Here is a 24,190-nt window from a genome sequence, read left to right on the forward strand (position 1 = left end):
GATCCGCCTCCAGGAACTTCTTCAGCGAGCTACTTCTTCAGCGCGAAGACCCAGATCACACCGCCCTGCGGCACGTTGGCTTCGATGCCGATGTTGTTGGTCGCGAGCGCATCCTGGATGCGTTGCGCATCGACGCCCCAGCCGGACTGAATCGCGACATATTGCGTGCCATCGACCTCGTAGGAGATCGGCATGCCCATGATGCCGGAGTTGGTCTTCTGCTGCCATAGCTGCTCGCCGGTCTTGGCGTTGAAGGCGCGGAAATAGCGGTCGTTGGTACCGCCGGCGAAGACGAGATCGCCTGCGGTCGCCGTCACCGAGCCAAACAGCTGCGACTTCGGGAAGTCGTGCTGCCACACCTTCTTGCCGGTCGCGGGATCCCAGGCCTGGAGCTCGCCGAAATGATCAGCACCGGGCTTCGCCTTCAGGCCGATGTCTTCCGGCTTGGTGCCGAGCCAGAGCTCGCCGGGCTTGAGCGCCACCTTCTCGCCAGTGAAGCCGCCGCAGAAGTTTTCGTTGGCGGGAACGTAGACGAGGCCGGTCTTCTGGCTGTAGGCCGCCGAAGGCCAGTCCTTGCCGCCCCACAACGACGGGCAGAACTCGACGCGTTTGCCAATCACGGGCTTATGCGCGGGATCGACGATCGGCCGGCCGCTCTCGGCATCGATGCCTTTCCAGACGTCGGTGGAGACGAACGGCCAGCCCGCGACATAGTTGATCTTGGTCGGCGTGCGCTCGAGCACCCAGAAGATCGCATCACGTCCCGGATGGATCAGGCTCTTGATCGAGCGGCCGTCGCGTTGCAGATCGACCAGCATCGGCGCGTCGACCTCGTCCCAGTCCCAGGAGTCATTCTGGTGATACTGGTGATAGGTCTTGATCTTGCCGTTGGCAGGATCGAGCGCGATCACCGACGAGGTGTAGAGATTGTCGCCGGGATGACTGTCGCCGGGCCATGGTGCAGCGTTGCCGACGCCCCAGTAGATCGTCTTCAAGTCCTTGTCGTAGGTGCCGGTCATCCAAGCCGAGCCGCCGCCGGTCTTCCAGTCGTCGCCCTGCCAGGTGTCGTGACCGGGCTCGCCCTCGCCTGGAATGGTGAAGGTGCGCCACAACTCCTTGCCGTCCTTGGCATCGAAGGCGGCGACGTAGCCGCGCACGCCGAGCTCGCCGCCGGAGCCGCCGACGATGACCTTGCCGTCGACGACGAGCGGCATCAGGGTCATGTACTGGCCCTTCTTGTAGTCCTGCACCTTCGTATCCCAGACCACCTTGCCGGTCTTGGCATCGAGCGCGACAACGTGGTCGTCGGTGGTGGCGAGATAGAGCTTGTCCTCCCACAGACCAACGCCGCGGCTGGTCGGATGGAGCTGGAACAGGTCGTCCGGCAATTGCCGCTTGTAGCGCCAGTATTCGTCGCCGGTCTTGGCGTTCAGCGCGATCACCTGCCCCATCGGCGTCGCCACGAACATCACGCCGTTGTTGACAATCGGTGGCGCCTCATGGCCTTCGATCACGCCGGTGGCGAAGGTCCAGACCGGTGTGAGATCCTTGACGTTGCCGGCGTTGATCTGGTCGAGCGGGCTAAAGCCCTGCCCATCATAAGTGCGGCGATACAGCATCCAGTTGCCGGGTTCCGGATTTTCCAGACGCTGCGAGGTGACTGGCGTGTAACTCTCGATCGGACCGGCGCCCGCGGAGGTCGAGACGATGCAGGTGAAGGCGACGAAGCCGGACAACAACCATTGTTTTCTGGTCATGGACGTTTCCCCTTTTGAATTCTTGCTGCTTGAATTCTTGAAGTTTGTTTGTCTCCTCGCCCGCACGCCTGCGGGCGCGACCGCTTCTGGCGCGCGGGTGCGACCCGCGGCTGATCACCCTGGCTGCTGGCCACCTACCTTTCCGATGAAATTGCCGGCGACGCTGAGCGCGCCGTCAGTGAGTGCCAGCGGCAACGCTGCAAGCCGTCGCGGCGCCGGCCCGAACACGACCTGCGCGCCCTGTCGCGGATCGTATTCGGAGTTGTGGCACATGCACTTGAACACCTCCTTGTCGCCGACATCGCTCTTGACCCAGACGGTGACGGGACAGCCGGCATGGGCGCAGATCGCCGAATAGGCGACGATGCCATCCTGAGCACGCGCGCGCGTCTGATCGTCGAGCTCGGCGGGATCGAGCCGGATGATCAGGATCTCGTTGAGGCGCGAGGCGCTACGCACCACTGATGTCTTGGGATCCTTCGGCCAAGCGTGCACTGGCGGGCCACCAAGCGGCAAGTCGGCGATCGTGACGAGCTTGCCTTCCTGATCGCCTTCGGAGAACACCAGCACATCGCCCTTCTGCGGCCGCTCGTCGGCGCCGGGCGGATCCTCGCCCGCGGCGGCATGTCCGGAACCTGCAAAGCAGGCCGTGGTGGCGATTGCACCGATCAAAAGCGTTCGTCGCGTCTGCGCCGCGCAGACGCAGGCATCAGATTCCGCTGTGTTGTCGGAGGATGGACATGACGTGCTGTGCGTTGAATGCGCCATGTACGCTAGCAGGCGCTGGGACTCTGCCAAAAAGAAGGCGAAGAATTTGCGCCGCAGTGCATCATTCGCATGATGCTCGCTTTGATTGAATGCGAAAGTGCGCATTCACCGGCGTTTTTGCGATCGCAACGTCAAGATGCGCGACGGGGCATGATCATTTTGCAGATCAGATCGAACATGTTGGAATTGGTGCGACGCGCCATCGCATGGCGCATTGCAGATTCAATTCAAGGTGTCTGCACGTTTGTCAGGCAGGCATATCGTATTCAAGAGCGCAGCATGTGACGCGGCGTGAACATGCGTCCGCTTTGCGTCGCTGCCGCCATTTCAAAGCTGTCGGCAATGCGGCGTGCCTTGTCGATGAACAGAGCCGCTGCGGCCGGCGGGCAGACCTCGCGCGCAGTCTGCTCGAACAGATCGAGCCAGCGATCGAAATGATCGCCGATTAGGCTGAGCGGAAGATGCGCCCGCATCGGCTGGCCGTGATAACGGCCGGTGGTCAGCACCACCGACGACCAGAAATCGCGCAGCTTGGAAAGATGCTCATCCCAGTTCTTCACGATGGCGAACACCGGACCAAGCAACGCGTCCTCGCGCACGCGGCCATAAAACCTCGTGACGAGTTCCCCGATCATCGCCTCGTTGATCCCGGTTCGCTCCATCACGTCCTGGGCCAGCAGGCTGCGCCGCTCCGCCGCCGCTTTGCGATCGATCGTCATTCGGTCAGGCATCTCGCTCTCAGTATCCATTCGCGTTGTTCCAAGTCCTCGTGTTCCAGGCGCCTCAGCGCGCCACGAACCGGTCGGAGGTCGACAGCACCGTCCCTCCCGTTTCGTCGCGGGCGGTGAAAACCACATCGGCGTCCTTCGGACTCGCCGAGGTCAGGGTGACCCGTAGCGATTCCGAGCCGTCAGGCTCGACGGTGATGGGAGTTCCATCGTCGTGACCGACGATGCTCAGGCTGGCATCTATGCCTTTTATCGCCAAAGTGTAGTGGTGGGCGACGTTCGCCTTGTTGAGAAGCTTGACGGTGTAGGCATTTCTGACCGAGCCGTCGGACAAGGTCACGGCCAGGGGATCGCGGTCGTGCAGCACCGCTATAGCGCCCGTCGCCTTGGTTGCCAACAATCCGACCAGGCCGGCCGCCAATCCGACGCTGACGACCGTGAGCGCGATGGTTTTCGGGCGCAGCAAGCGTGAGACGCGGGCCTCGCCGCGATGGCCGCGCTCGATATTGCGCCAGCTTTCATAATCGATCAGGCCGCGAGGGCGATCCAGCCTGGTCATGACGCTATCGCAGGCATCGACACACAGCCCGCAATTGATGCAGGCGAAATTCGGCCCCTCGCGAATGTCGATCCCGATCGGACAGACATTGACGCACAGGCCGCAATCGACGCAGTCGCCGGCTGCCTCGCCGCGCGCGCGAAGTTCCGTGGCCTTCTTGGCCGACATGCGCTGCTCGCCCCGGTAGTCGCGATAATTGACCGTGAAGGCTTCCGGATCCCAAATCGCGCCCTGCAGCCGCGGCCAGGGGCACATGAAGGTGCAGACCTGCTCGCGCGCGAATCCCGCAAGGCCGTAGGTGGTCCCGGTGAAGACAGCGATCCAGGTCAGAGCCGTCGCGGAGACGTCACCGCCGGCAAACGCGCGAACGAGGCCGGGCGCATCCGTGAAATAGAAGATCAGCGTCCCACCCGTCATCAGTGAGATCAGTAGCCAGGCGCTGTGCTTGATGCCGATCCGGAGCGCCCGCGCGGCGGTCAGCGGAGTGTTCATGTCCTTCAGCCGCTCGCGCCGGTCGCCTTCAACCAGGCGTTCGACCAGGAGGAACAGGTCGGTCCAAACCGTTTGCGGACAGGCAAAGCCGCACCACACCCGTCCTGCAAGCGCGTTCGCGAGGATCAGGATGACCGAGGCGAGGATCAGCAGACCCGTGACGAGATAGAGGTCCTGCGGCCAGATCTCGATGAAGAACGCATAGAGCCGGCCATGCGCGAAGTCGAGCAGCACGGCCTGGTCGGGCGCGTTCGGCCCGCGGTCCCAGCGCAGGAACGGCGTGACGTAATAGATCGACAGCGTCAGGACGAGGATGGCCCACTTGATCCGCCGTATGCGTCCTGAAACGGCTTGCGGCACCACGCGCGATGTTGCCATTGCGGCTCTCTTGCGCGTGTCCACCCTGGCCACACCCGCTTTGGCGCGCGTGCGAGAGTGATCGATTTCAATGACAGTCATCGCGGTCCGCAGTCCCGATTTCGCTGGAGCAAGGCGACGGTAAGCGGATAGCGGCACGCCCTCTTTGTCGAGGCACAAACTTCGGAACGAAAGTGCAGATTTCGAGAATGGAACTGGCGGTCGTTCGAGCTGCCGGCCGCCAGTTACGGAAATGAGTTAGCCGCTTCGGCGATCGCGGCCTCAAGCTCCATCAGGCGCCGTAGGTGTAGAAGCCCTGGCCGGTCTTGCGGCCGAGATGGCCGGCATCGACCATTTCCTTGAGCAAGGGCGCCGGACGGTATTTCGGGTCGTTGAAACCTTTGTAGAAGACCTCCATCACCGACAGCATGGTGTCGAGCCCGACGAGATCGGCGAGCGCCAGCGGCCCGATCGGGTGGTTGCAGCCGAGCTTCATGCCGGCGTCGATTTCCTCGGCGGTCGCGATCCCCTCCTGGAGCGCGAAGATCGCCTCGTTGATCATCGGGCAGAGGATGCGGTTGACGGCGAAGCCCGGGCTGTTCTTGGCCGTGATCGCGACCTTGCCGACGCGCTGGGCGAAATCGAGCGCCTTCGCGTGGGTGTCGTCGGAGGTCTGCAAGCCGCGGATCAGCTCCAGCAGTTGCATCACCGGCACCGGGTTGAAGAAATGCATGCCGATGAAGCGATCGGGGCGATCGGTCGCGGCGGCGAGCTTGGTGATCGATATCGACGAGGTGTTGGTGGCGATCAGCGTGCGCGGCGACAGCGTCGCGCAGAGGTCCTTGAGGATCTTGACCTTGAGCTCCTCGTTCTCGGTGGCGGCCTCGATCACGAGGTCGCAGTCGGCGAGCTTGGCACGGTCGGTCGTGCCGGTGATGCGCTTGAGCGTCGCCTCGCGATCGGCCGCCGACATCTTCTCTTTCTTGACCAGGCGCTCGAGGCTGCCGCCGACGGTCGCAATCCCGCGGCTCACCGCCGCATCCGAGATATCGACCATCACGACGGAAAGCCCGGCCGCGGCACAGATCTGGGCGATGCCGTTCCCCATGGTGCCGGCCCCGATGATACCAACGGTTTGGATCATTGCTTCAAATCCTTCTCATCTTTCGGGCATGTAAACCGCCCTTCTGCCTGAACCAGGGACACCTCGCCTGTGGCGGACGGCCCGGTCCTGATAGGTTCTTCCTTAAAGCATCCATGGCGGGAATAAAGCCGCCTCTTCGGTCGCGGATGGCGCAATCTGGCATTCTCGCGGCCTGGCTGGCCCAAGCTACGCGCCTCGTGCGGCCCTCAGACGTGCCGAGGGCGGCCCGGGCAACGAGACATTGAGCTGCGGCCTCTCCGCTTAATCCATTGGGACTAGCATGAAGTAACGGCTGTCGGCGGGCGCAACGCGAGTTCATGGTCTGTCGCCCGGACGCGTCCGACGGAGAAGCGGCCGAGCGTGCATAGCCGAGCGCAGCATCAGGACGAGGCCGAGCGCAAAGGTCAGGCGACCTCTACCCGGATGCAGCGCCAAACGCAGAGGGGAGATAGCCTATGCGCAGCGCCCGAATCCAGATGGCCGCAGCCCTGCTCGCGACATTTGCTCTGACAAGCGCGCACGCCATGAACATGAAGCAGTCGGTCGGCGGGCGCGCGGCCAAGCCGGCGCCGCACCGGCTGGTGATCCAGGTCGACCAGAACGACCCTGGCGTGATGAATCTGGCGCTCAACAACGCCACCAACGTGCTCGAATACTATCGCAAGAAGGGCGAAGACGCCGACGTCGAGATCGTCGCCTTCGGTCCTGGACTCCATATGCTGCGTGCCGACACGACGCCGGTCGCCGAACGCATCCACGCCATGAAGGACCTCGCCTTTCCGGGCAAGGTGCGCTTTGCCGCCTGTGGCGTCACCCGGGAGGGCATGGAGAAGAAGGAGGGCAAGCCGCTCGAGCTCGTGCCCGAGGCTTCCATGGTCCCGTCGGGCGTCGTCCACATGATGGAACTGCAGGAGAAGGGGTGGAGCTACGTGCGGCCCTGAAGGGGGACGCGACAGGAGGATCGTGATGGTGCGCAGACTGCTGCTCGCGCTGATATTGCCGCTGCTCGTCGTGTCACTGCGCACGCCTCCGGCTGCCGCTCAGGATGCCGGCACCGCGCAGCGGTCCCGGGGCGTGGCCGCGCACGTAGCCCGCCCGGCGCAGGCGAGCCGGCCGCGAAGCGGAGAGCAGGAGATGAGAGACCGCGTCAATGCAGGCACGGTCGGGCTCGCCGCCGGTCTGCTGGAAGGCGCGCCGCTCCGTTTCGCTACCGAAATCTCGCGCGTCGTCAACGAGGGCGGGAAGGTGCACGTGCTTCCGGTCGTCACGCGCGGGCCGACCGAGAACGTCAACGACCTGCTCTATCTCAAGGGAATCGACATCGCGATCATCAACAGCGACTCGCTCGACGAATACCGCGCGCAGGTCCCCGAGGTCGGAAAGCGTATCGTGCACGTGATGAACCTGTTTCCGTCCGAGCTGCACGTTTTCGTGCGCCCCGAGATCAACTCGCTCGCCGAGCTCGCCGGCAAGAAGGTGAACTTCAACACGCAAGGCACCGCCGCCGCCTATTCCGGTCCGCTCATCTTCAGCCGTCTCGGCATCGAGGTGGAGAAGACTTTCCTGCCCCATCCGGTCGCGCTGGAACAGATGCTGCGGGGCGAGATGGCTGGCGTCGTGTTCGTCACCTCCAAGCCGGTGGATGCTTTCGTGAAGCGCAAATGGGGCGAAGGCTTCAAGTTCCTGCCGGTGCCGTACGGCCCGAAACTCTCCGACTACTACGTCCAGGCCCGGCTGACCCCGGCGGACTATCCCGCGCTGGTGCCTGCGGGCAAGGACGTCGAAACCATCGCGGTACCGACGGTCCTCGTTGCCTATAACTGGAATCCGGGCACTCCACGCTACGACAGCGTCACAGCCTTCGTGAACGAGCTGTTCGGCAAGCTCGACCAGTTGCGCGCGTCGGGCTTCGACCCGAAGTGGAAGGATGCCGATCCCGCCGCCACCGTCCCCGGTCTGCAACGCCTAAAGGCGGCGGAGAGCTGGAAAGATGGCCAAGTGGCGAACCGGTCGGGGGCGCCGTGAGACGGGCGGCGGTGGTCCTCGTCGCGAGCCTGGCGCTCGCGGAAGCTCGCGCTCAACCAGCATCCGACTCCACCAGGAACCTGGAGGACTGCTTCGCCCTGACGCGCGCGGCCGAAGCCGCTTGCGACCAGCCAGGTGGCAGCACCACCATGCGTCTCGAATGCCGGCTGAAGGCGCACAGCGCCGAGAAGGCGTGTGTCGACCACCTGATCGCGCATCTGGGCAAAGGCAAGCCACAGAATGATGAGCCCGCAGAACTCTCTACCCAGACGCTGCGGGAGCGATCCCGGCCGGCGCCGGAAAAAACACCGCCCCGGCGCGACAATGCGACCACAGAAGCGCAAGCCGGAAAGGGCTGGGTGATGGGCGAGACCACCTCTCCGGTCGACTTCTCGCCGCTTCTCGTCGCCAAGCTGTACGCGCTTCCTCCCGTCGCGGCCAATGCCCCCGAGATTCTCCTCCTGCGCTGCCGCAAGCAGCGGACCGAGATGTCCCTCAGTGTCAACGGTGCGTGGCGGGCATCGCGCGATGGTGTCGTCGAGGTCACGATCTCCGTCGACGAACCGACGACGGCGCGACTGCGCTGGCCACTCTCAACCGACGGCCGCACGGCTTCCATGCCGGAGGACGCAACCGAAGCGGTACGCACGCTCCGCGGAGGACGAACGTCGATCTCCGTGACCGACGGCGCGGGCCACAACACCAGCTCGATCTTTGATCTCGCCGGCATCGATGCCGTCCGCTCAAGGCTCGCAAGCACCTGCCACTGGCCGAATGCAGCGGCTCAATCAGGCGCGCGATGACGGCTCGTTGACAGTGCTCCTTGGGCGAATTCGTGCTCTCGCCTAGTGGATGATCTGGTTGAGAAAGCCCTTCGCCCGCTCCGTGCGAGGCGAGCTGAAGAAACTCGCAGGCTCCCCCTCCTCGACGATGCTGCCCTGGTCCATGAACACGACGCGGTCGGCGACCTCGCGCGCAAAGCCGATTTCGTGGGTCACGCACACCATGGTCATGCCTTCGCCTGCGAGCTGCACCATCGTGTCCAGCACCTCCTTGACCATCTCGGGATCGAGCGCGGAGGTCGGCTCGTCGAACAGCATAATCTTCGGCTGCATGCACAGCGCGCGGGCGATGGCGACGCGCTGCTGCTGGCCGCCCGAGAGCTGCGCGGGATATTTGTCCGCCTGACCGTGAATGCGAACCTTCCTGAGCAAGCCCATCGCACGCTCGTGCGCTTCGGGACGCGAGAGTCCTCGCACCTTCATCGGCGCCAGCATGCAGTTCTCGACGACCGAGAGGTGCGGGAACAGATTAAAGCTCTGGAACACCATGCCGACCTCGCAGCGAACGCTGTTGATGTCGGCCATGCGGTTCACCAGCTCCACGCCGTCGACCACGATCCGGCCGCCGTCATGCTTCTCGATGTGGTTGATGCAGCGGATCAGGGTCGACTTGCCGGAGCCGGAGGGGCCGCACAGAACGATCTTCTCGCCCTTCGCGACCGTGAGATGGACATCATTCAGCGCGGTAAAGCCGCCGAACCGCTTCACCAGATTCTCCACGACGACGATCGCAGAAGAATGATTGCTCGGGTTCACCGCGCCTTCCTGTCGCATCTTCGTGTTCCTCTCAGTTTTCAAAGCCGCTTCGCTACCGGTGCGCGCCGCCGAGCGCGTATCGCCGCCGGAGCGATGCGACACACTGCGACGCTGCCGAACTGATGGCGAGATAGACGACCGCCACCACGAGATACATCTCGACGAGCCGGCCGTTGAGCTGCGCGAGCTTCGAGGCCGCGCCGAGGAGATCGGTCAGCGAGAGCACGTAAACCAGCGAAGTGTCCTGGAACAGGATGATGGTCTGGCTCAGGATGATCGGGCTCGCGACCCGGATCACCTGCGGCAGGATCACGCATCGATAGGTATCGAAGGTGGAAAGCGCGAGCGCCTGGCAGGCTTCGAACTGGCCCTTGTTCACCGCGCGCAATCCGACGCGGATGATCTCGGAATAATAGGCCGCCTCGAACAGGCCGAAAGTGATGAAGGCCGTCCAGGTGGCGCCGATCGGGACCGGACGGCCGTTGCCTGAGAGGTGCCCAAGCACGATCGGCACCAGGAAGAAGAACCAGAACAGCACGAGGATCAACGGAATCGAGCGGACCAATGCGATATAGCTGCGCACGATCTGGCTGACGACGGGCACCTCGAAATGCTGCACGAGGGCGAAGCAGGTCCCCAGCATCATGCCGATGACGAAGGCTGCGGCAGTCAGCGCGAGGGAGAACAACAGTCCCGACCAGAGATAAGGCCAGGCCTGAAGGAGGACCGAGAAATCGAGGCTGTTCATTTCACGACCTCCATTCCGTGGGGCAAGGCGGTGCCAGACTGCACGTCGTCCGCCAAGATCGGCTCGACCGCATCCTTCGCGGGCGTGGAGCCCGGGATGCGCACGGCCTTGTCGATGAGCATCATCGATTGATAGGCGATGAGCGCGAGCACGAGATAGATCAGCGTCGCCGCACCGAAGGCGGTGAAGGTCTGGAATGTCGCTTCGCTGATCTGCCGCGCCTGCGCGGTCAACTCCATCAGGCCGATCGTGAGCGCCACGGACGTATTCTTGTAGATGCCCATGACCTCGCTGGTCAGGCTCGGCACGATAAGCCGCAGCGCCTGCGGGACGATGACGTGGCGATAGGTCAGGAGGGGAGAGAGCCCCAGCGCATTGGCCGCCTCGGTCTGGCCCTTCGGCAAGGCCTCGATGCCCGCGCGCACCTGCTCGGCAATGCGCGCGGCGGTGTAGAGACCGAGGCACACCAGCGCCGGGAAGAACGATCCCCAGGGCGGCGGGATCTGCTTGATGGCGTCGCCGAGGCGGCTGGGGAGGATCTCCGGCAACACGAAGTACCAGAGAAACATCTGCACCAGCACCGGGATGTTCCGGAATATCTCGACATAGAGCCGTGCGAGCGCCGTCACGAGCCGGTTCTGCACGGTACGGCCGATCCCGACGATGACGCCGACGGCGAAGGCGATCCACCAGCCGAAGAAGGCCAGCGCCAATGTCCAGCCGAGGCCGGCGAGAAGCCAGTCGATATAGCGCTGGCCATCCGCCGTCTGTTCAAAAAGCACTCCGAACATCGCAAACCTCAGAGTTAACGGTGCGAGCGAAGGCGGTCAGTCGACCGCGTCGCTGGGCCTCGCGATCCGCTCCATCAGCGTATCAGTGAGCGGAAAAGCGAGGTTCTCACCCTTGGGCGGGATCGGCCTGGTGAACCATTTCGTGTAGGTCTTCTCGAACTGGCCCGACGCCATCTGTTTTGACAGAACGTCGTCGACGAGTGCCTTGAAGCCGGCATCGCCTTTCGCGAACATCAGCCCATAGTAGATTCTCGCATAGCCTTCGGGAAGGAAGATCAGCGCGTCCGGCTTAGGCGCTGCGGCCTTGAGGCCTGCGAGAAGGATGTCGTCTTCCATGAAGGCTGCGGCACGTCCCGTATTCAACATCAGGAATGATTCCGCGTGATCCTTGGCCTGGACGATGTTGAGGCCGAGCTGCTCTTTGGCGTTTACGCCTTGCGCGAAGCCGATCGCGTTGGAGCCCTGCGTGACGACGATGGTCTTGCCCTTGAGATCGCTGGCGGTCTTCAGGCCGCTGTCCGCCTTGACCAGCCAGCGTGGCTGACTGACGAAAGTCGTCACCGAGAATGATACCTGCTCCTGCCGCTTCTTGTCGTTCGCCGTACTGCCGCATTCGATATCGACGGTGCCGCTCTGAATCAGCGGAATCCGGTTGGACGAGTTCACCGGCGTGTAGTTGACGGTGAGATTGGGCAGGTTCAGCTCCGTCTTGATGCGCTCGACGATGGCGGCGCAGAGATCCTGCGAGAAGCCGATCGGCTTTTGATCGGGACCGAGGTAAGAGAACGGGATCGAGGTCTCGCGGTAGCCGATCGTGATCGCACCGCCGGACTTGATCTTGGACAGCGTCGGGCTGTCAGCGGCGGCCGACGGCTCGACCATTGCGATGACGGCCACAAGGCCCGACAGGGCCCCCAGCATCCGTGCAAAATTCCTCATGTCCTGCACCCTCCTCTCATATCTCTGGCCCTGGCGGCCTTCTAGGCAGCCTTGGATGATGTCTTCACGCCGCGCCGGCGGATGAGCTCGATCAAGCGATCGACATCCGCTGATTTGTTGAACATGCCGAACGACACGCGAATGCCGTCCCGTTCCGGCGACACACGCACGCCGTTCTCTTCGAAGTAGCCAAGCCATTCGGCCGCAGGCAGCGCGACGACGTAGATGTGCGGCGCACGGTGCTTCCGGTCGCGCGGACCGACGAGCCGGATATCGAGCGCATCGAGCTCTGCGATGAGATGATCGCCGAGATCGAAGCAGTGGTTCTGGATGTTCCCGACGCCGATCTGCGCGATCAGGTCGAGCGAGGCGCCAAGCGCGTGGATCGCCGGAAGGTTGAAGTTGCCGAGTTCGAAGCGACGGGCGCTCGGAGCCGGCGCGAGCCTATCAGGGCGGGCGATGAGATCGGCCGGGATCTCCGCAAGGCTTGCGGCAGCGAGATAAGCGGGCTCGAGCTCCGCTTGCGCACTGTCCCAATAAAGGAGCCCAAGCCCCTGGGGAACGAGCAGGCCCTTGTGACTGCCCGACCCGATGAAGCTCGCGCGGATGGCCTTTGCATCGATCGGCACCACGCCGATCGCCTGCATCACGTCGACGATGAAATGGAGCCCCTTTTCCGCGCACAGCGCGCCGACGCTGTCGACATCGAAGCGGTGGCCGGCGTGAAAGGTCACATGGGACATCGAGATCGCGCGGGTGTTCGCATCGATGTGGGAACGAAAGCTCGCCGCATCGACGACATCGGTCATCGGTACGAACCGTACCTCGACGCCCTGCCGTTGCAGGTTGAGGAAGGCGTATGCGTTGTTCGGGTGATCGCCGTGAACCATCAGGACATTGTCACCCGCCCGCAGCCGCAGGGCGTTCGCGGCAATATTCATGCTTTCCGAGGTGTTCTTGGTGAAGGCGATCTCGTCGGCGGACACGCCGAGGAAGCGCGCGACCTTCGCACGCGTCTGCTCGACGCGGTCGAGCCACACGCTCTTTGGGCCGGCCGTCTCGAGGCTCTCGCGGAGAAAGAGGTCGATTGCCGCCTTCACGGGGCGCGCGAGTGGCGCCTGAAATCCGGAGTCGAGATAGGTCATCCGCTCGGCAGCCGGGAATTCCTTCCGCACGGCATCGACGTCGTAATGACCTGACATCCCACTCTCCTGTTCGGCGCGTTGCCTGTCGGGCCCGGTTTGCGTTGCACAAATCCTGTTCACCGACTGGCGGAGCCAACGATATGAGCAGCAAGGGAGAACCGTCCAATATATTTTTCATATTTCAGTAGTTTTAGTTCCGAAAACTGATAATTTATTGCCGCGACTTGAGGAGACGCGAATGGCGGAGCCAGCCAAGACCGAAGGACCACTTGATCGCGCCTTTGCGATCGTCGGGCACATCGCCAGTCAAACCAAAGCCGTATCGGTCGCCGAGATCGCCCAGGCGCTTGGCCTTCCGCTTCCGACCGCCCATCGGTTGATCGGAAACCTTGAGGAACGCGGCCTGGTTCAGAAGGCGCTCGGGACCAAGCGCTACGTCGTGGGCAATCAGCTCGTCACCCTGGCCGCCAAGGTCATTGGCGCAGCATTCCGCACCGCGCGCCGGCATGCCGTGCTGCGCGCGGTCGCCGGGGAAATCGGCGAGCAATGCGAGATCGGCGTCGTGCGCGACAACATGGTGGCTTATGTCGACAGCGTCCGCGTCTCGCAACCACAGGGACTCCAATTCAATCCGGGCGAAGCGGCGCCGCTGCACTGCACGTCGACAGGCAAGATCTATATGAGCCGCCTGTCGGAGAAAGCGCGCGAGAAGCTGTGCCGCGCGCTCACGCTGACGAAATTTACGGACACGACGATCGCAGACTACGACACCCTGCTGGGTGTGCTCGCGGAGACGCGCGCACGCGGCTGGGCCAAAACCAACGAGGAGTACGTCAAGGGCGTGGTTGGATGCGCCGTCCCCATCCTGTCGCCCGACCGTGAGCTGATCGCGTGCCTGGGCGTCTCCGTCCCGGCGGCCCGCGTGAGCTTCGCCGAACTCGACCGTTTCATCGCCCCGCTTCAGAAGGCCGCCGCGCTCCTGTCGGAAACGATCCTGCAGGACGATGATGATGGTGGATGAGAGCGAGGGCCACGGCCAATCTACTTCGCAATCCGCTCCACCACGTCCCGCACCAGGCCGACCAACAGCTCGAGCTTGTATCCGGTCATCGGCAGCGGCCTTGCCCCTGATGTCGCGAGCTGCGCTGCTTGTGCGATAACTTCCGCGTTTGCCGGCTTTCCCTCCAATGCGACCTGGCACGCCGTCAGCCGCAGCGGCACCGGGGCGACCCCGCCAGCGGCAATGCGGACATGCTGGAAGATGCCGCCGGATACCACTGCGCGCGCGCAGACTTCGACCAGCGGCCATTCCGCATAGCTGCGGCTGATGGCACGCTGGTAGCAGGCGCGCTCGGAGGCGAGCGGCGCGGGAAGTGAGATGGCCTCGATCTTTTCGCCCGGCTCGAGCGCATGGTCCGCGGCGCCGTTGGTACCGTCGCCAACGAAATCAGGCAACGACAATCGGCTGCGCCGGTCTGTCGTGATCGTCGCGTCATAGACGAGCAGCGCCATCGCCATGGTCGACGGATGTGGGGCCACGCAAGGTCCGAGGTCGAATGCGGCGTGATAAAGATGATTGCCCGATCGCGCCGGGCAATCGGAGCCGCCCTTCTTGAGACAGCCGATCTGCGGATTGCGGAAATACCAACAGCGCGAACGCTGAGCGAGGTTGCCGCCGAGCGTTGCCAGATGCCGGATCTGCGGCGTGGCGAGGCCTTGCGCGGCAGCGGCGATGCCTGGATAGGCATCCTGGATACGTACATCGGACGCAATCGCCGCGATCGTGGTGAATGCGCCGATGCGGGCCGAGCCGTCCGCAGCCCAGTCGATCCCGATCGTGCCTGACGTCACGGGGAGATCGACGATCGGCCCACGCGACACGCCGCTGCGGCGGCGCTCGGACAGATCCGTGCCGGCGGCGCGGAATTCGGGTGCGCTGCCCGCCGATATTGCTGACGAGGCGTTCATGCCGCAGTCCTCCCCTTCAAGGCGGCGACGATGCGGTCGGGCCGGATCGGAATTTCGGCGAGGCGAACGCCGATCGCATTAAAAATCGCGTTCGCGACGGCAGGCGATGTCGGCACCGTCGCCACCTCACCGAGGCCGACGCTGTTGCCGAGTACATGATCGAAACCAGCCTCGTCAAAATGCACGTCGATCTCGGGCGTATCCGCGATGCCGGGGATGCGATAATCCTCCATGCCGGCGGTCAGGACGTCGCCGCTGAGCGGATCGACCTCGCGGGCCTCGTAGAGCGCGTAGCCGAGCCCCTGGATCACCGCACCGCAGGCCTGGCTGTGCGCGAGCGGAGGCGCCGCGATCTTCCCGACCGCTATTCCCGTGTGCACCTTGAGCACGCGCACGTGGCCGAGCCAGGCATCAACCTCGACTTCAATCACCTGCACCGAGCTCGGCACGCCCGCGCCGATGACGATGTTGGAGTTGCGCCGCATCATCCAGCCGAACACGACGCCGAGAAGCCCGAGGTCCTTCAGCGGCGAGCGGATGCCGGGCGCCGTGTTCTTCCCATCCTCGCCACGCGTCTCCGAGATAGCGATATCTGCCGAGCGCGCGATCAGCTCGCGCCATGGCGCATTCGAGCCCGGCGCGGGCTTGCGCGTGGCTTGCTCGAGGAGCGCGGCTTTCAGCTTCTGGATCGCCGTCAGCGTCGGCGGCAGCACCGAGGCGGTGACGCGGCTGCCACCGGAGCCGGGGCCTTCGGGGAGCGACGAGTCGCCGATGCGCACCTCGACCTCATCAGCCTCGAGATCGAATTCGCGAGCGACCGTATCAGCCAGAACGCTGCGGGTACCGGTCCCGATATCCTGTGTCGCTGTCGATGCAACGATGCGGCCGCCCTTGACCGCGACCTCGACCTTGACCTTGGGCTGCCAGAGATAGAGCCAGTAACCGGTCGCCACACCAACACCGCGGCGATAGCGACCGCTCCCGGCCGACGTCCGATTGCGCCAGGTGTCGAGGCTCAAGGCCCAGTCATAGAGCCTTTGCCTATTGGGATCCGGGTCCCAGCGCTTGCGCAAGGCAATCGGATCGACGGCGAGCCGCAGCGCGGCCTCGTCGACCGCCTGCTCTACTGCAAATGCCATCGGCGGACCGCCGGGGCCGCGGAACGCCGCGCCCGGCGGCAGATTGCTGATGACGTCGAAATCCCTGAGGTCCTTGGCTTCGGCCGGATACATCAGCCGCGCCAGACCCGCGATCGTCGAGTTGGTCGCGGCGCCCGTATCGGCGTGCGCCGTGACGGAGAGCGCCTTCAACTCACCCCGATCAGAGGGCAACAGCGCGACCTTCACCTCCGCGGCCGGACGATAGCCGGCAACCGACAATTCTTCATGACGGTCATAGACAACTCTTACCGGCGCATTCGCCGCGCGTGCGAGTTCGACCGCGGCAATCGTCTCGGCGCCGATGCTCGCCTTCGAGCCGAAACCGCCGCCGACATGATCGGCGATCACGCGGACGCGCGCAGGATCGAGCTTGAAGCGCTTGGCGATCTGCTCCTTCAGATGGACCACCCACTGCGACGAGGCGTGCACCGTCAACTCCTCGCCATCGAAACGCGCCACCGCGGCATGCGGCTCGAGACAGGCATGCTGCTGCGTGCCGGTACGGAATGTTCCCTCGACGAGAAGACTGTTGCTCGCCTGCCGCGCCTCGTCCACCCAGTTGCGCGCCCTTTTGGCACGCCTGGCAAACACCGAGGTCGGCCCGCGAACGTTCCGCTTCCATGGCGCGGGCCCGCCGGCCGCTTCCGAAACATTGCCCGCTCTCTTGCGGCTCGCCCGGTCGAACACCACGGGCGCATCATCTTTCCGCGCCGCATCGAGCCCGATCACCGCGGGTAGCGGTTCGCTGGTCGGCTTGATCGCGGCGAGCGCCGCGAGCGCTGTCTTGCGGTCCTTCGCTGCGACCGCCGCGATTGGCTCGCCGACATAGCGCACGATGCGATCGTCGGAAAGCAGCGACACAGCGGTGACGCCGTCAAGCGCACGCGCGGGGGCCAGGTCGAGCACCGTGATGCGCGCATGCGCGTCACGCGAACGCAGAATCACGCCCTCGAGCTGACCGTCATGCCTGATATCTACGGTATACCTTGCCGCGCCCGTCACCTTGTCGCGCGCCTCGATGCGTGGACTTGCGAAATGACCGCCGTCGAAGCGGCCGGCACAGGCATCCGCCACGGCGCGAAAGATCGCATCATAGGCGCCGCAACGGCAGAGATGGCCTGACAGCGCCGCACCGATCTCCTCGCGCGAGGGCACGGCCGTCCCCTTCGCCGCGCGCCAGCGATCGCAGAACGCAGCCGCCTCCAAGATGAAGCCGGGCGTGCAGAAACCGCATTGCAAGGCGTCATGCGCCATGAACGCCTTCTGCACCGGGTGCAGCTCCTGTGCGCCAATGCCTTCCACCGTCGTCACGGATTTTCCAGCGGCGGCACGCGCCGGCATCAGGCAACTCGCGATCGGGACGCCGTCGACGAGCACCGTGCAGGCGCCGCAGACGCCGCCACCGCAGACGAGCTTGGTGCCGGTGAGACCGAGCTGATCGCGCACGACATCGATGAGCAGCGCATCGGGATCCTCAGGCAGAGGCTCGACGCGGCCGTTGATGATCATCGTATTCATGGACGTGCTCCGGCTTTGCTGCGTGAGGATCGTTCTCTGGTCCCGGCCTTGCTCGCGGGCGGCTCCTGCGACTTCGGCACAGCGCCGGCGCAGAGCGTCCGCACCATCATCGCCATGTCCTTCAGGAAGGCCTCTGCCGGCTGCATCGCCGGATGCTGCGACTTCGATCCGTGTACGGCCATCTCGACGAGCCGCGCGAACTCGGCCGCCGACAGGCCCTGCGGCAGCGCAAGCTTCTGCTTGCGCGCAACCCGCGCGATCGTGGCGACCAGTCGCTCGGCATAAAGCGCTGCGTATTTCTGATAGAGGTCACGTCCATGCACGAGGTGCTCGGAATACAGCTCCTCGATATGCGGCGAGCCGTCGAAGGATCCGATCATGGCCCGCATCCGCGCCGTCATGCCGGCGACGAGAATGTCGGCGAAGCTGCGGCCCGCCTTCTCCGCCCCGCTGATTGCCGTCTCCTCGGCGGCAATGGCCGTCTCGTGCACGCGCTCGATGACGGCGCGGAACAGCGTTTCCTTGGATTCAAAATGATGATAGAGCGCCTGCCGCGTCAGGCCGGCGGCCTCGGCCACCTGCTCGATCGAGGAGCGGCGAAAGCCGTGGCGGCGAAACACCAGCATGGTCGCGTCGAGAATGCGCGTCTTCGGTCCCATTTGTCGATTTTGACAAAATATGAAGAACTGTCAAATCGCGATTTGGTGAGCCCGGCGTCGCACCATTGCGATCGGGCAAGCTGCAGGCACAGCCTTCCTCGCGCTTTCCGCGACTTGCGGTTCGCCAGGCGCGTATCACAGCCGCAGGATCTTGCCCGGGTTCATGATGTTCTTCGGATCGAGCGCCCGCTTGATCGTGCGCATGACGTCGAGCTCGATCTTCGAGCGGTAATGCGCGAGTTCGTCGATCTTCTCGATGCCGATGCCGTGCTCCGCCGAGATCGAGCCGGCCATGGAGGCGATGATGTCGTTCACGCTCCGGGTGATCGCGGCGGAATATTGTGTGAGCGTCTCGCGATCCATGCCCTTCGGCCCCATGAAGGAGAAATGCAGATTGCCGTCCCCGATATGGCCGAGCGGATAGGGGCGGATCGTCGGAAGGATGTCGAGGACGGCCTTGAGACCCTTGTCAATGAGTTCAGGAATTCTGGAGATCGCGACCGACACGTCGTAGCTGAGACCAGGTCCTTCGGCACGCGCGGCCTCGGCCACGCTTTCGCGAATGCGCCACATGTTGCGCGACTGCGCCTCTGTCTGGGCGATCACCGCATCGAGCAGGCGGCCCGCCTCCAACTGATCCGCCAAGAACTGCTCCATCTTCTCCGACATGCCCGCACTGCCGTCCAGCCGCGGCCGGGATGACGACCATTCGAGCAGGAGATACCATGCCGTGTCCGCCTTGAGCGGGTCCTGCGTGCCTGAGATGTGGCGCAGCACCATGTCGGTGCATGCGCGGCTCATGAGCTCGCAGGAGCCGACATTGTCGTCGGAGGCGACGTATGCTTCCGAGAGGATCTCGATGGCGGCCTGCGGATCGCGGATCGCCAGCCATGCCGTGCATACGTCCTTCGGGGCCGGCCACACCTTCAGCACCGCCTTGGTGATGATGCCGAGCGTGCCTTCGGCGCCCATGAAAAGATGCTTGAGGTCGTAGCCGGTATTGTCCTTCTTGAGCGCGCGCAGCCCGTCCCAGACGTCGCCGTTCGGCAACACCACCTCGAGGCCCAGAACCAGGTTGCGCGCATTGCCATAGCGCAGCACCTGCACGCCGCCTGCATTGGTGGAGAGATTACCCCCGATCATGCATGAGCCCTGCGACCCGAGGCTGAGCGGAAAGAAGCGGTCGTGGCGCGCGGCCGTCTCCTGGAGCGTCTCGAGGATGCAGCCCGCCTCCACGGTCATGGAATAACCGACCGGATCGACGTTCAGCACGTGATTCATCCGGCCGAGCGACAGCAGGATGCCGCGGTGGGTTGGCCACGGCGTGGCCCCGCCCATCAAGCCGGTGTTGCCGCCCTGCGGCACGATGGCAATGCCGTTGTCGTGGCAGAGCTTCACGACCTCGGAGACCTCGGCCGTATTGGCCGGACGCACGACCGCGGCGGCCTGCCCGACCAGCGCCCCCCGCCACTCGGTCACGAAGGGCTGCTTGTCGTGCTCGTCGAGGATCAGGCCCTTGTCACCCACGATCTTCCGCAAGGCGTCGAGGATGGGCGCCGTCACGGGCGCGCCAGGAACGGACGGATCGGTGGGAAGGACTGCAACCGGCATGTGTTCCTCTCTTGACGGCTCGGCTTGTGCGCCCGCCTTCGTTCTTGTTGTCGGTCGTTTTCGACCTTGGGTGCTGACCCTAGCATGGAGCCTTCGCTTGCAGGAACGTGCTGACCTCCGACGTTTGTGCAGATCAGGTTCGAGCTTCGAACACGAGCGGGCTTTCGCTCACGATCCCCATACCCTACTGTGATCCGATCAGCCCCTAGGTCAGAGATCATGAGCCGCTTCTGGAATCCCGTCGTCCACACCTTGTCGCCCTACGTACCGGGCGAGCAGCCGAAGCAGGACGGCGTCGTCAAGCTCAACACCAACGAGAATCCCTATCCGCCCTCGCCGCGCGTGCTCGCGGTGGTCGCATCGGCCGCGGAGCGGCTCCGCCTCTATCCCGATCCACGCGCATCGCAGCTGCGCGAGGCGATCGCCGCCCACTACAAGGTCGCGCCCGAAGAGGTGTTCGTCGGCAATGGCTCGGACGAGGTGTTGGCCCATACCTTCCAGGCGCTTTTGAAGCACGACGCACCGCTTCTGTTTCCCGACGTCACCTACAGCTTCTACCCCGTCTATTGCGGCCTCTATGGGGTCGCTCACGAGGAGGTGCCGCTCGATGCCGCAATGCGGGTGCACATTACCGACTACCGGCGGCCATGCAGCGCGATCCTTCTCTGCAATCCGAACGCACCGACCGGCATCGCGCTTCCGCGCGATACGATCGCGGCGCTGCTCACCGAGCATCCGGATCAACTCGTGGTGATCGACGAAGCCTATGTCGATTTCGGCGCCGAGAGCGCCGTGCCGCTTGTCGCACGCCACGACAATCTGCTTGTCATCCAGACCTTCTCGAAATCGCGGGCGCTCGCCGGCCTGCGGGTCGGCTTTGCGATCGGGCAGCGGCCGCTGATCGAGGCGCTTGAGCGGGTGAAGGACAGTTTCAACTCCTACCCCATCGATTGCCTCGCCCTCGCGGGCGCCACTGCCGCCATCGCGGACGACGCGTGGTTTGAGCAGACGCGTGCACGCATCATGGCGAACCGCGAAACGCTGACGCGGGACCTCTCTGGGCTCGGCTTCGAGGTGCTGCCATCGCAGGCCAACTTCGTCTTCGCGCGTCATCGGAGCCAAGGCGGCGCCGATCTCGCCGCTGCGCTCCGGCAACGCGGCGTCCTGGTCCGGCATTTCAAAAAGCCGCGCATCGAGAACTTCCTGCGCATCACGGTCGGCACGGAGGAGCAGTGCGGCCGGCTGATTGACGTGCTGCGCGGCTTGATCTGATCACGCGCTGGTTCGGGCCCCCTCACGCTGCAGCGCGAACGGCCTTCCAGAGCGCGAGCACCTCCTCGCGCGCGATGTTGCGGGTGATGAACACGATGCGCGAGCGGCGGTCGGCGTCGGGCCATTTGGCGAGCGCCACCGGCGGATGGAAGACGTGGTGCACGCCGTGGACTGCGACCGGCGTCGACTCGCCGCGGAGGTTGAGAATCCCCTTGACGCGCAGGAGATCCTCGCCGCGCCCGGAGCGCAGATGCGCAAGCCAGTTCGAGGCCGCCATCCAGTCGAGTGGCTCGTCGAAAGCGAGCATGAAGCTGCCGATCGATGCATCGTGATGGTGATGGTGATGGCCATGATCGTGGTCGTGGCCGAGGTGCGCGTGCTTCGCCTTGCGAGGCGTCACAAAGGCCTGCTCATTGAGCCAGCGCGCGACGTCGACCGTCTTCTTCTCGGGATCAATGAGGCCGGCGCCAAACAACCGCGCCGGATCGATCTTGCCATGCGCCACGCGTTCGATTCCGGCACCGGGGTTGAGCCGGCACAGGCGCGTTTCCAGCGCTGTGGTGTCGCCGGCCAGATCAGACTTGGTGATCAGCAGCCGGTCGGCGAGCGCGACCTGTTTCACCGCCTCGTACTGGCGGTCGAGTTGCAGCTCGGCGTTGACGGCATCCACCGTGGTCACGACGACATCGAGCCGCAGGAAATGCGAGATCAGCGGATTGTTCAGGAGTAGCTGCACGGTCGGCGCGGGATCGGCAAGACCCGTGGTCTCGATGAGGATACGGTGGAACGGCGGCACCTCGCTGCGGTCGCGCCGTACAAGGAGCCCGCGCAGCGTCTCCTCGAGGTCGCTGCGGACGGTGCAGCAGATGCAGCCGCTCGCGAGCACGGCCACCTCGCCATCGACACGCTCGACGAGGAGATGGTCCAGGCTGACTTCACCGTATTCGTTGATGATGACCGCGCTGTCCTTCATGTCGCCGTGGCGCAGCAAGTGATTGAGCAGCGTCGTCTTGCCGCTGCCGAGAAAGCCGGTGATCAACGACACCGGTAGCCGCTCGGCGGATTTGTCGCTCTCGAACAGGCTCATCAGCGTCCCTCACCTTTTGGCCGTCTTATTTTTGTCGCTGGACAACAACCTAACGTAGGAGGAGCATGCCGAAAACAATTTAGAGCCCGGCTTCTCTGGGCCACAACCTGGGAGAGTAAAATGCCTAATGAAATCAAGGGCGAAGAACAGCAAGGCGGAATGAGCACGACCGATCGTCGGACCTTGCTCCGCACGGCAGGCCTCGCCGGCGCCGCAGGGGCAGCGCTCGCGGGCACGATGCATGGCAAGTTCTCGCTCGCGCCGGTTAGCGAAGCCCAGGCGCAGACTCCCATCTCCATGCCCAAGGGAACAGACAAGCCATGGTGGCCCTCGAAATGGGGCCCGGAAGACGAGGCTGGCGCTTCCAACCACATCACACCGGAAAAAGTTCTCGACGCGGCGAAATGGATCAAGGACGGCAAGATCTACAAGATCGGCCGCGTCTACGAAGGCGGCATGCCGCTGTTCGGTCCGCGCGCCTTCACGCTGCGCATCCCCGGCGGGCCGACCGGTGGTCCGTTCGGCGACAACAAGCTCGTCTATCACGACGAGTTTCTCTCCACCGAGATCGGCCAGACCGGCACGCAGTTCGACGGCCTCGGCCACATCGGCATCCAGCTCGGCAAGGACGGCGACAAGAGCGAGATGCGGTTCTACAACGGTCACACCGCGGCGGAGATCAGCGACGCTTACGGCCTGAAGAGGCTCGGCGTCGAGAAGCTCAAGCCGCTGTTCACCCGTGCCCATCTGATCGACATGGTCGCGCTCAAGGGCGGGATGATGGATGCCGGCCAGGAGATCACCTCGGCCGACATCAAGGCGGCGCTGGCCAAGCAGAACATGTCGGAGAGCGACATCAAGCCGGGCGATGCGATCATGTTCCACACCGGGTGGGGTTCGCTCTGGATGAAGAACAATGATCGCTTCAACAGCGGCGAGCCGGGCATCGGGCTGGACGCTGCGCGATGGGTGATCGAAAAGGACCTCGCGCTCACCGCGGCCGACACCTGGGCGGTCGAAGTGGTGCCCAATCCCGACAAGTCGCTCGCCTTCGTGGTGCATGCCGAGCTGCAAACCAAGCACGGCATCCACAACCACGAGAACCTGATCTTCGACGAACTGATCGCCGACAAGAAGTACCAGTTCGTCTATTGCTTCGCCCCGGCCCCCATCAAGGGAGCCACGGGCAGCAATGGTTGCCCGATCGCGATCACGTGATGATGGCGCACCAGCGCGCGGGCGGAAGCACCGCCCGCGTGCGCTCTGGCTCCTGCCATCAGCCGCTACGGATCAGCGTGCCCGAGAGCGGATTCCACACGGTATTGCCGCTACGGTCCGTTGCCTTCATAGCGACATACAGACGATGATGTTCGACGCGAGACGTGGATACGCCCGAATGCTGGCGCCGTGACGCGAAAGGAATTGTCTGCTTCAACTTAAAAAAGTGAGGAACGAAGGAACTCCAGCCGTCCGCACTGACAGCGTTCACGCTGCCACGATATCTTCCGGTCGCATCTGATTCGCATTGGCGGTTTGTTGTGGCTGCGCCAGCTCATTCGAGCTGGCCGTGCATTCCCTGAAATGCTCCTGCAGGGCAGCGTCTGCGGCATGCTCCCAGTATTCCGCCTCAGCGAGCAGCTTCCAGCTTCCGTCAGGACGATATGCAGCGCTCTGTCGGCAGAGCGAGGCCATTGCACGCAGGCGGCGCACGGTTTCCATTCCCTTCCTCCCCTTTCTTGCCGGTCTACTTTCTTGACGTGTTTTCCCACAGCTTAATTTCTATTTCTGCATCTGTGCCATCATGATTATGATTCAGAACTATTTTTTCGCTCCTCGATTAACCCATCAGGCGAATGGACGCCGC

22 protein-coding genes are annotated in these 24,190 nt (G+C 64.0%); 6 read left to right on the forward strand and 16 right to left on the reverse strand.

Annotated features, from left to right (window positions below; translation table 11 throughout):
- Positions 1-29: 29 nt before the first annotated feature.
- The 5 genes from YUU_RS0130535 to YUU_RS0130560 form a co-directional block, all read right to left on the reverse strand.
- Positions 30-1,757, reverse strand: a complete 1,728-nt coding sequence (locus YUU_RS0130535) for a methanol/ethanol family PQQ-dependent dehydrogenase (RefSeq protein ID WP_027525774.1) — start codon at positions 1,755-1,757, stop codon at positions 30-32.
- 114 nt (positions 1,758-1,871) lie between these two features.
- Positions 1,872-2,525: a ubiquinol-cytochrome c reductase iron-sulfur subunit gene (locus YUU_RS0130540; protein WP_027525775.1), complete on the reverse strand. Its 654-nt coding sequence runs from the start codon at positions 2,523-2,525 to the stop codon at positions 1,872-1,874.
- A 266-nt stretch (positions 2,526-2,791) separates the two neighbouring features.
- Positions 2,792-3,187, reverse strand: coding sequence for a group III truncated hemoglobin (locus tag YUU_RS0130550; protein ID WP_371260517.1), 396 nt, complete (start codon positions 3,185-3,187; stop codon positions 2,792-2,794).
- 121 nt (positions 3,188-3,308) lie between these two features.
- Entirely contained in the window at positions 3,309-4,763 is a 1,455-nt protein-coding gene (ccoG, locus tag YUU_RS0130555) for a cytochrome c oxidase accessory protein CcoG (RefSeq protein WP_035663758.1), read from the reverse strand.
- 190 nt (positions 4,764-4,953) lie between these two features.
- Positions 4,954-5,805 carry a 3-hydroxybutyryl-CoA dehydrogenase gene (locus tag YUU_RS0130560; protein ID WP_027525778.1) on the reverse strand — a complete coding sequence of 284 codons (852 nt, stop codon included), beginning with the start codon at positions 5,803-5,805 and terminating at the stop codon, positions 4,954-4,956.
- 455 nt (positions 5,806-6,260) lie between these two features.
- Here YUU_RS0130560 and YUU_RS0130565 point away from each other — a divergent pair, with 455 nt between their 5' ends.
- The 3 genes from YUU_RS0130565 to YUU_RS0130575 are packed head-to-tail and all read left to right on the forward strand — an operon-like array spanning position 6,261 to position 8,633.
- The gene (locus tag YUU_RS0130565) at positions 6,261-6,746 is read left to right on the forward strand and encodes a DsrE family protein (RefSeq protein WP_035663760.1); all 486 of its coding nucleotides are present in this window, start codon (positions 6,261-6,263) and stop codon (positions 6,744-6,746) included.
- A gap of 25 nt (positions 6,747-6,771) precedes the next feature.
- Positions 6,772-7,830: a TAXI family TRAP transporter solute-binding subunit gene (locus YUU_RS0130570; protein ID WP_027525780.1), complete on the forward strand. Its 1,059-nt coding sequence runs from the start codon at positions 6,772-6,774 to the stop codon at positions 7,828-7,830.
- Positions 7,827-8,633 (forward strand): type VI secretion system-associated protein TagO, encoded by an 807-nt coding sequence (locus YUU_RS0130575; protein WP_027525781.1) that lies wholly within the window; start codon positions 7,827-7,829, stop codon positions 8,631-8,633. Before YUU_RS0130570 ends, YUU_RS0130575 begins: the two co-directional genes overlap by 4 nt.
- 42 nt (positions 8,634-8,675) lie before the next feature.
- Here YUU_RS0130575 and YUU_RS0130580 read toward each other — a convergent pair whose 3' ends face one another.
- The 5 genes from YUU_RS0130580 to YUU_RS0130600 are packed head-to-tail and all read right to left on the reverse strand — an operon-like array spanning position 8,676 to position 13,108.
- On the reverse strand, positions 8,676-9,446 hold the full coding sequence (locus YUU_RS0130580; protein WP_027525782.1) for an amino acid ABC transporter ATP-binding protein: 771 nt from the start codon (positions 9,444-9,446) through the stop codon (positions 8,676-8,678).
- A gap of 34 nt (positions 9,447-9,480) precedes the next feature.
- A complete protein-coding gene (locus YUU_RS0130585; protein ID WP_027525783.1) occupies positions 9,481-10,176 on the reverse strand; it encodes an amino acid ABC transporter permease in 696 nt (231 codons plus the stop codon).
- Positions 10,173-10,967, reverse strand: coding sequence for an amino acid ABC transporter permease (locus tag YUU_RS0130590; protein WP_027525784.1), 795 nt, complete (start codon positions 10,965-10,967; stop codon positions 10,173-10,175). The genes YUU_RS0130585 and YUU_RS0130590 overlap by 4 nt, the downstream gene beginning before the upstream one ends.
- A 36-nt stretch (positions 10,968-11,003) precedes the next feature.
- Positions 11,004-11,906, reverse strand: a complete 903-nt coding sequence (locus YUU_RS0130595) for an amino acid ABC transporter substrate-binding protein (RefSeq protein WP_027525785.1) — start codon at positions 11,904-11,906, stop codon at positions 11,004-11,006.
- Between the two features lie 41 nt (positions 11,907-11,947).
- Positions 11,948-13,108, reverse strand: a complete 1,161-nt coding sequence (locus tag YUU_RS0130600; protein WP_027525786.1) for an aminotransferase class V-fold PLP-dependent enzyme — start codon at positions 13,106-13,108, stop codon at positions 11,948-11,950.
- 181 nt (positions 13,109-13,289) lie between these two features.
- Here YUU_RS0130600 and YUU_RS0130605 point away from each other — a divergent pair, with 181 nt between their 5' ends.
- Complete coding sequence (locus YUU_RS0130605) at positions 13,290-14,072, forward strand: IclR family transcriptional regulator (RefSeq protein WP_027525787.1); 783 nt, start codon at positions 13,290-13,292, stop codon at positions 14,070-14,072.
- 20 nt (positions 14,073-14,092) lie between these two features.
- Here YUU_RS0130605 and YUU_RS0130610 read toward each other — a convergent pair whose 3' ends face one another.
- The 4 genes from YUU_RS0130610 to YUU_RS0130625 form a co-directional block, all read right to left on the reverse strand.
- Positions 14,093-15,019, reverse strand: a complete 927-nt coding sequence (locus YUU_RS0130610) for a xanthine dehydrogenase family protein subunit M (protein ID WP_027525788.1) — start codon at positions 15,017-15,019, stop codon at positions 14,093-14,095.
- Positions 15,016-17,697 (reverse strand): molybdopterin-dependent oxidoreductase, encoded by a 2,682-nt coding sequence (locus tag YUU_RS0130615; RefSeq protein WP_027525789.1) that lies wholly within the window; start codon positions 17,695-17,697, stop codon positions 15,016-15,018. The genes YUU_RS0130610 and YUU_RS0130615 overlap by 4 nt, the downstream gene beginning before the upstream one ends.
- Positions 17,694-18,356, reverse strand: coding sequence for a TetR/AcrR family transcriptional regulator (locus tag YUU_RS0130620; RefSeq protein WP_027525790.1), 663 nt, complete (start codon positions 18,354-18,356; stop codon positions 17,694-17,696). The genes YUU_RS0130615 and YUU_RS0130620 overlap by 4 nt, the downstream gene beginning before the upstream one ends.
- A gap of 135 nt (positions 18,357-18,491) precedes the next feature.
- Positions 18,492-19,967 (reverse strand): FAD-binding oxidoreductase, encoded by a 1,476-nt coding sequence (locus tag YUU_RS0130625; protein WP_027525791.1) that lies wholly within the window; start codon positions 19,965-19,967, stop codon positions 18,492-18,494.
- 219 nt (positions 19,968-20,186) lie between these two features.
- Here YUU_RS0130625 and hisC point away from each other — a divergent pair, with 219 nt between their 5' ends.
- A complete protein-coding gene (hisC, locus tag YUU_RS0130630; RefSeq protein WP_027525792.1) occupies positions 20,187-21,239 on the forward strand; it encodes a histidinol-phosphate transaminase in 1,053 nt (350 codons plus the stop codon).
- 22 nt (positions 21,240-21,261) lie between these two features.
- Here hisC and YUU_RS0130635 read toward each other — a convergent pair whose 3' ends face one another.
- On the reverse strand, positions 21,262-22,326 hold the full coding sequence (locus YUU_RS0130635; protein ID WP_051389963.1) for a GTP-binding protein: 1,065 nt from the start codon (positions 22,324-22,326) through the stop codon (positions 21,262-21,264).
- Between the two features lie 120 nt (positions 22,327-22,446).
- On the opposite strand from YUU_RS0130635, the gene YUU_RS0130640 reads away from it, so the two are divergent.
- The gene (locus YUU_RS0130640; RefSeq protein ID WP_027525794.1) at positions 22,447-23,544 is read left to right on the forward strand and encodes a cyclase family protein; all 1,098 of its coding nucleotides are present in this window, start codon (positions 22,447-22,449) and stop codon (positions 23,542-23,544) included.
- A gap of 267 nt (positions 23,545-23,811) precedes the next feature.
- On the opposite strand, the gene YUU_RS52265 is transcribed toward YUU_RS0130640, so the two are convergent.
- On the reverse strand, positions 23,812-24,045 hold the full coding sequence (locus YUU_RS52265) for a hypothetical protein (RefSeq protein ID WP_035663766.1): 234 nt from the start codon (positions 24,043-24,045) through the stop codon (positions 23,812-23,814).
- Between the last annotated feature and the right edge of the window lie 145 nt (positions 24,046-24,190).

It is taken from the genome of Bradyrhizobium sp. Ec3.3, assembly GCF_000472925.1.
Lineage (GTDB): Bacteria > Pseudomonadota > Alphaproteobacteria > Rhizobiales > Xanthobacteraceae > Bradyrhizobium.

Coding starts and splice junctions, on each gene's coding strand:
- YUU_RS0130550 (WP_371260517.1), bottom strand. CDS start 3,187: ATGGAGCGAACCGGGATCAACGAGGCGATGATCGGGGAACTCGTCACG.
- YUU_RS0130560 (WP_027525778.1), bottom strand. CDS start 5,805: ATGATCCAAACCGTTGGTATCATCGGGGCCGGCACCATGGGGAACGGC.
- YUU_RS0130570 (WP_027525780.1), top strand. CDS start 6,772: ATGGTGCGCAGACTGCTGCTCGCGCTGATATTGCCGCTGCTCGTCGTG.
- YUU_RS0130605 (WP_027525787.1), top strand. CDS start 13,290: ATGGCGGAGCCAGCCAAGACCGAAGGACCACTTGATCGCGCCTTTGCG.
- YUU_RS0130535 (WP_027525774.1), bottom strand. CDS start 1,757: ATGACCAGAAAACAATGGTTGTTGTCCGGCTTCGTCGCCTTCACCTGC.
- YUU_RS0130635 (WP_051389963.1), bottom strand. CDS start 22,326: ATGAGCCTGTTCGAGAGCGACAAATCCGCCGAGCGGCTACCGGTGTCG.
- YUU_RS0130600 (WP_027525786.1), bottom strand. CDS start 13,108: ATGTCAGGTCATTACGACGTCGATGCCGTGCGGAAGGAATTCCCGGCT.
- YUU_RS0130580 (WP_027525782.1), bottom strand. CDS start 9,446: ATGCGACAGGAAGGCGCGGTGAACCCGAGCAATCATTCTTCTGCGATC.
- YUU_RS0130640 (WP_027525794.1), top strand. CDS start 22,447: ATGCCTAATGAAATCAAGGGCGAAGAACAGCAAGGCGGAATGAGCACG.
- YUU_RS0130615 (WP_027525789.1), bottom strand. CDS start 17,697: ATGAATACGATGATCATCAACGGCCGCGTCGAGCCTCTGCCTGAGGAT.
- hisC (WP_027525792.1), top strand. CDS start 20,187: ATGAGCCGCTTCTGGAATCCCGTCGTCCACACCTTGTCGCCCTACGTA.
- YUU_RS0130620 (WP_027525790.1), bottom strand. CDS start 18,356: ATGGGACCGAAGACGCGCATTCTCGACGCGACCATGCTGGTGTTTCGC.
- YUU_RS0130595 (WP_027525785.1), bottom strand. CDS start 11,906: ATGAGGAATTTTGCACGGATGCTGGGGGCCCTGTCGGGCCTTGTGGCC.
- YUU_RS0130540 (WP_027525775.1), bottom strand. CDS start 2,525: ATGGCGCATTCAACGCACAGCACGTCATGTCCATCCTCCGACAACACA.
- YUU_RS0130565 (WP_035663760.1), top strand. CDS start 6,261: ATGCGCAGCGCCCGAATCCAGATGGCCGCAGCCCTGCTCGCGACATTT.
- YUU_RS52265 (WP_035663766.1), bottom strand. CDS start 24,045: ATGGAAACCGTGCGCCGCCTGCGTGCAATGGCCTCGCTCTGCCGACAG.
- YUU_RS0130610 (WP_027525788.1), bottom strand. CDS start 15,019: ATGAACGCCTCGTCAGCAATATCGGCGGGCAGCGCACCCGAATTCCGC.
- YUU_RS0130590 (WP_027525784.1), bottom strand. CDS start 10,967: ATGTTCGGAGTGCTTTTTGAACAGACGGCGGATGGCCAGCGCTATATC.
- YUU_RS0130625 (WP_027525791.1), bottom strand. CDS start 19,967: ATGCCGGTTGCAGTCCTTCCCACCGATCCGTCCGTTCCTGGCGCGCCC.
- ccoG (WP_035663758.1), bottom strand. CDS start 4,763: ATGACTGTCATTGAAATCGATCACTCTCGCACGCGCGCCAAAGCGGGT.
- YUU_RS0130585 (WP_027525783.1), bottom strand. CDS start 10,176: ATGAACAGCCTCGATTTCTCGGTCCTCCTTCAGGCCTGGCCTTATCTC.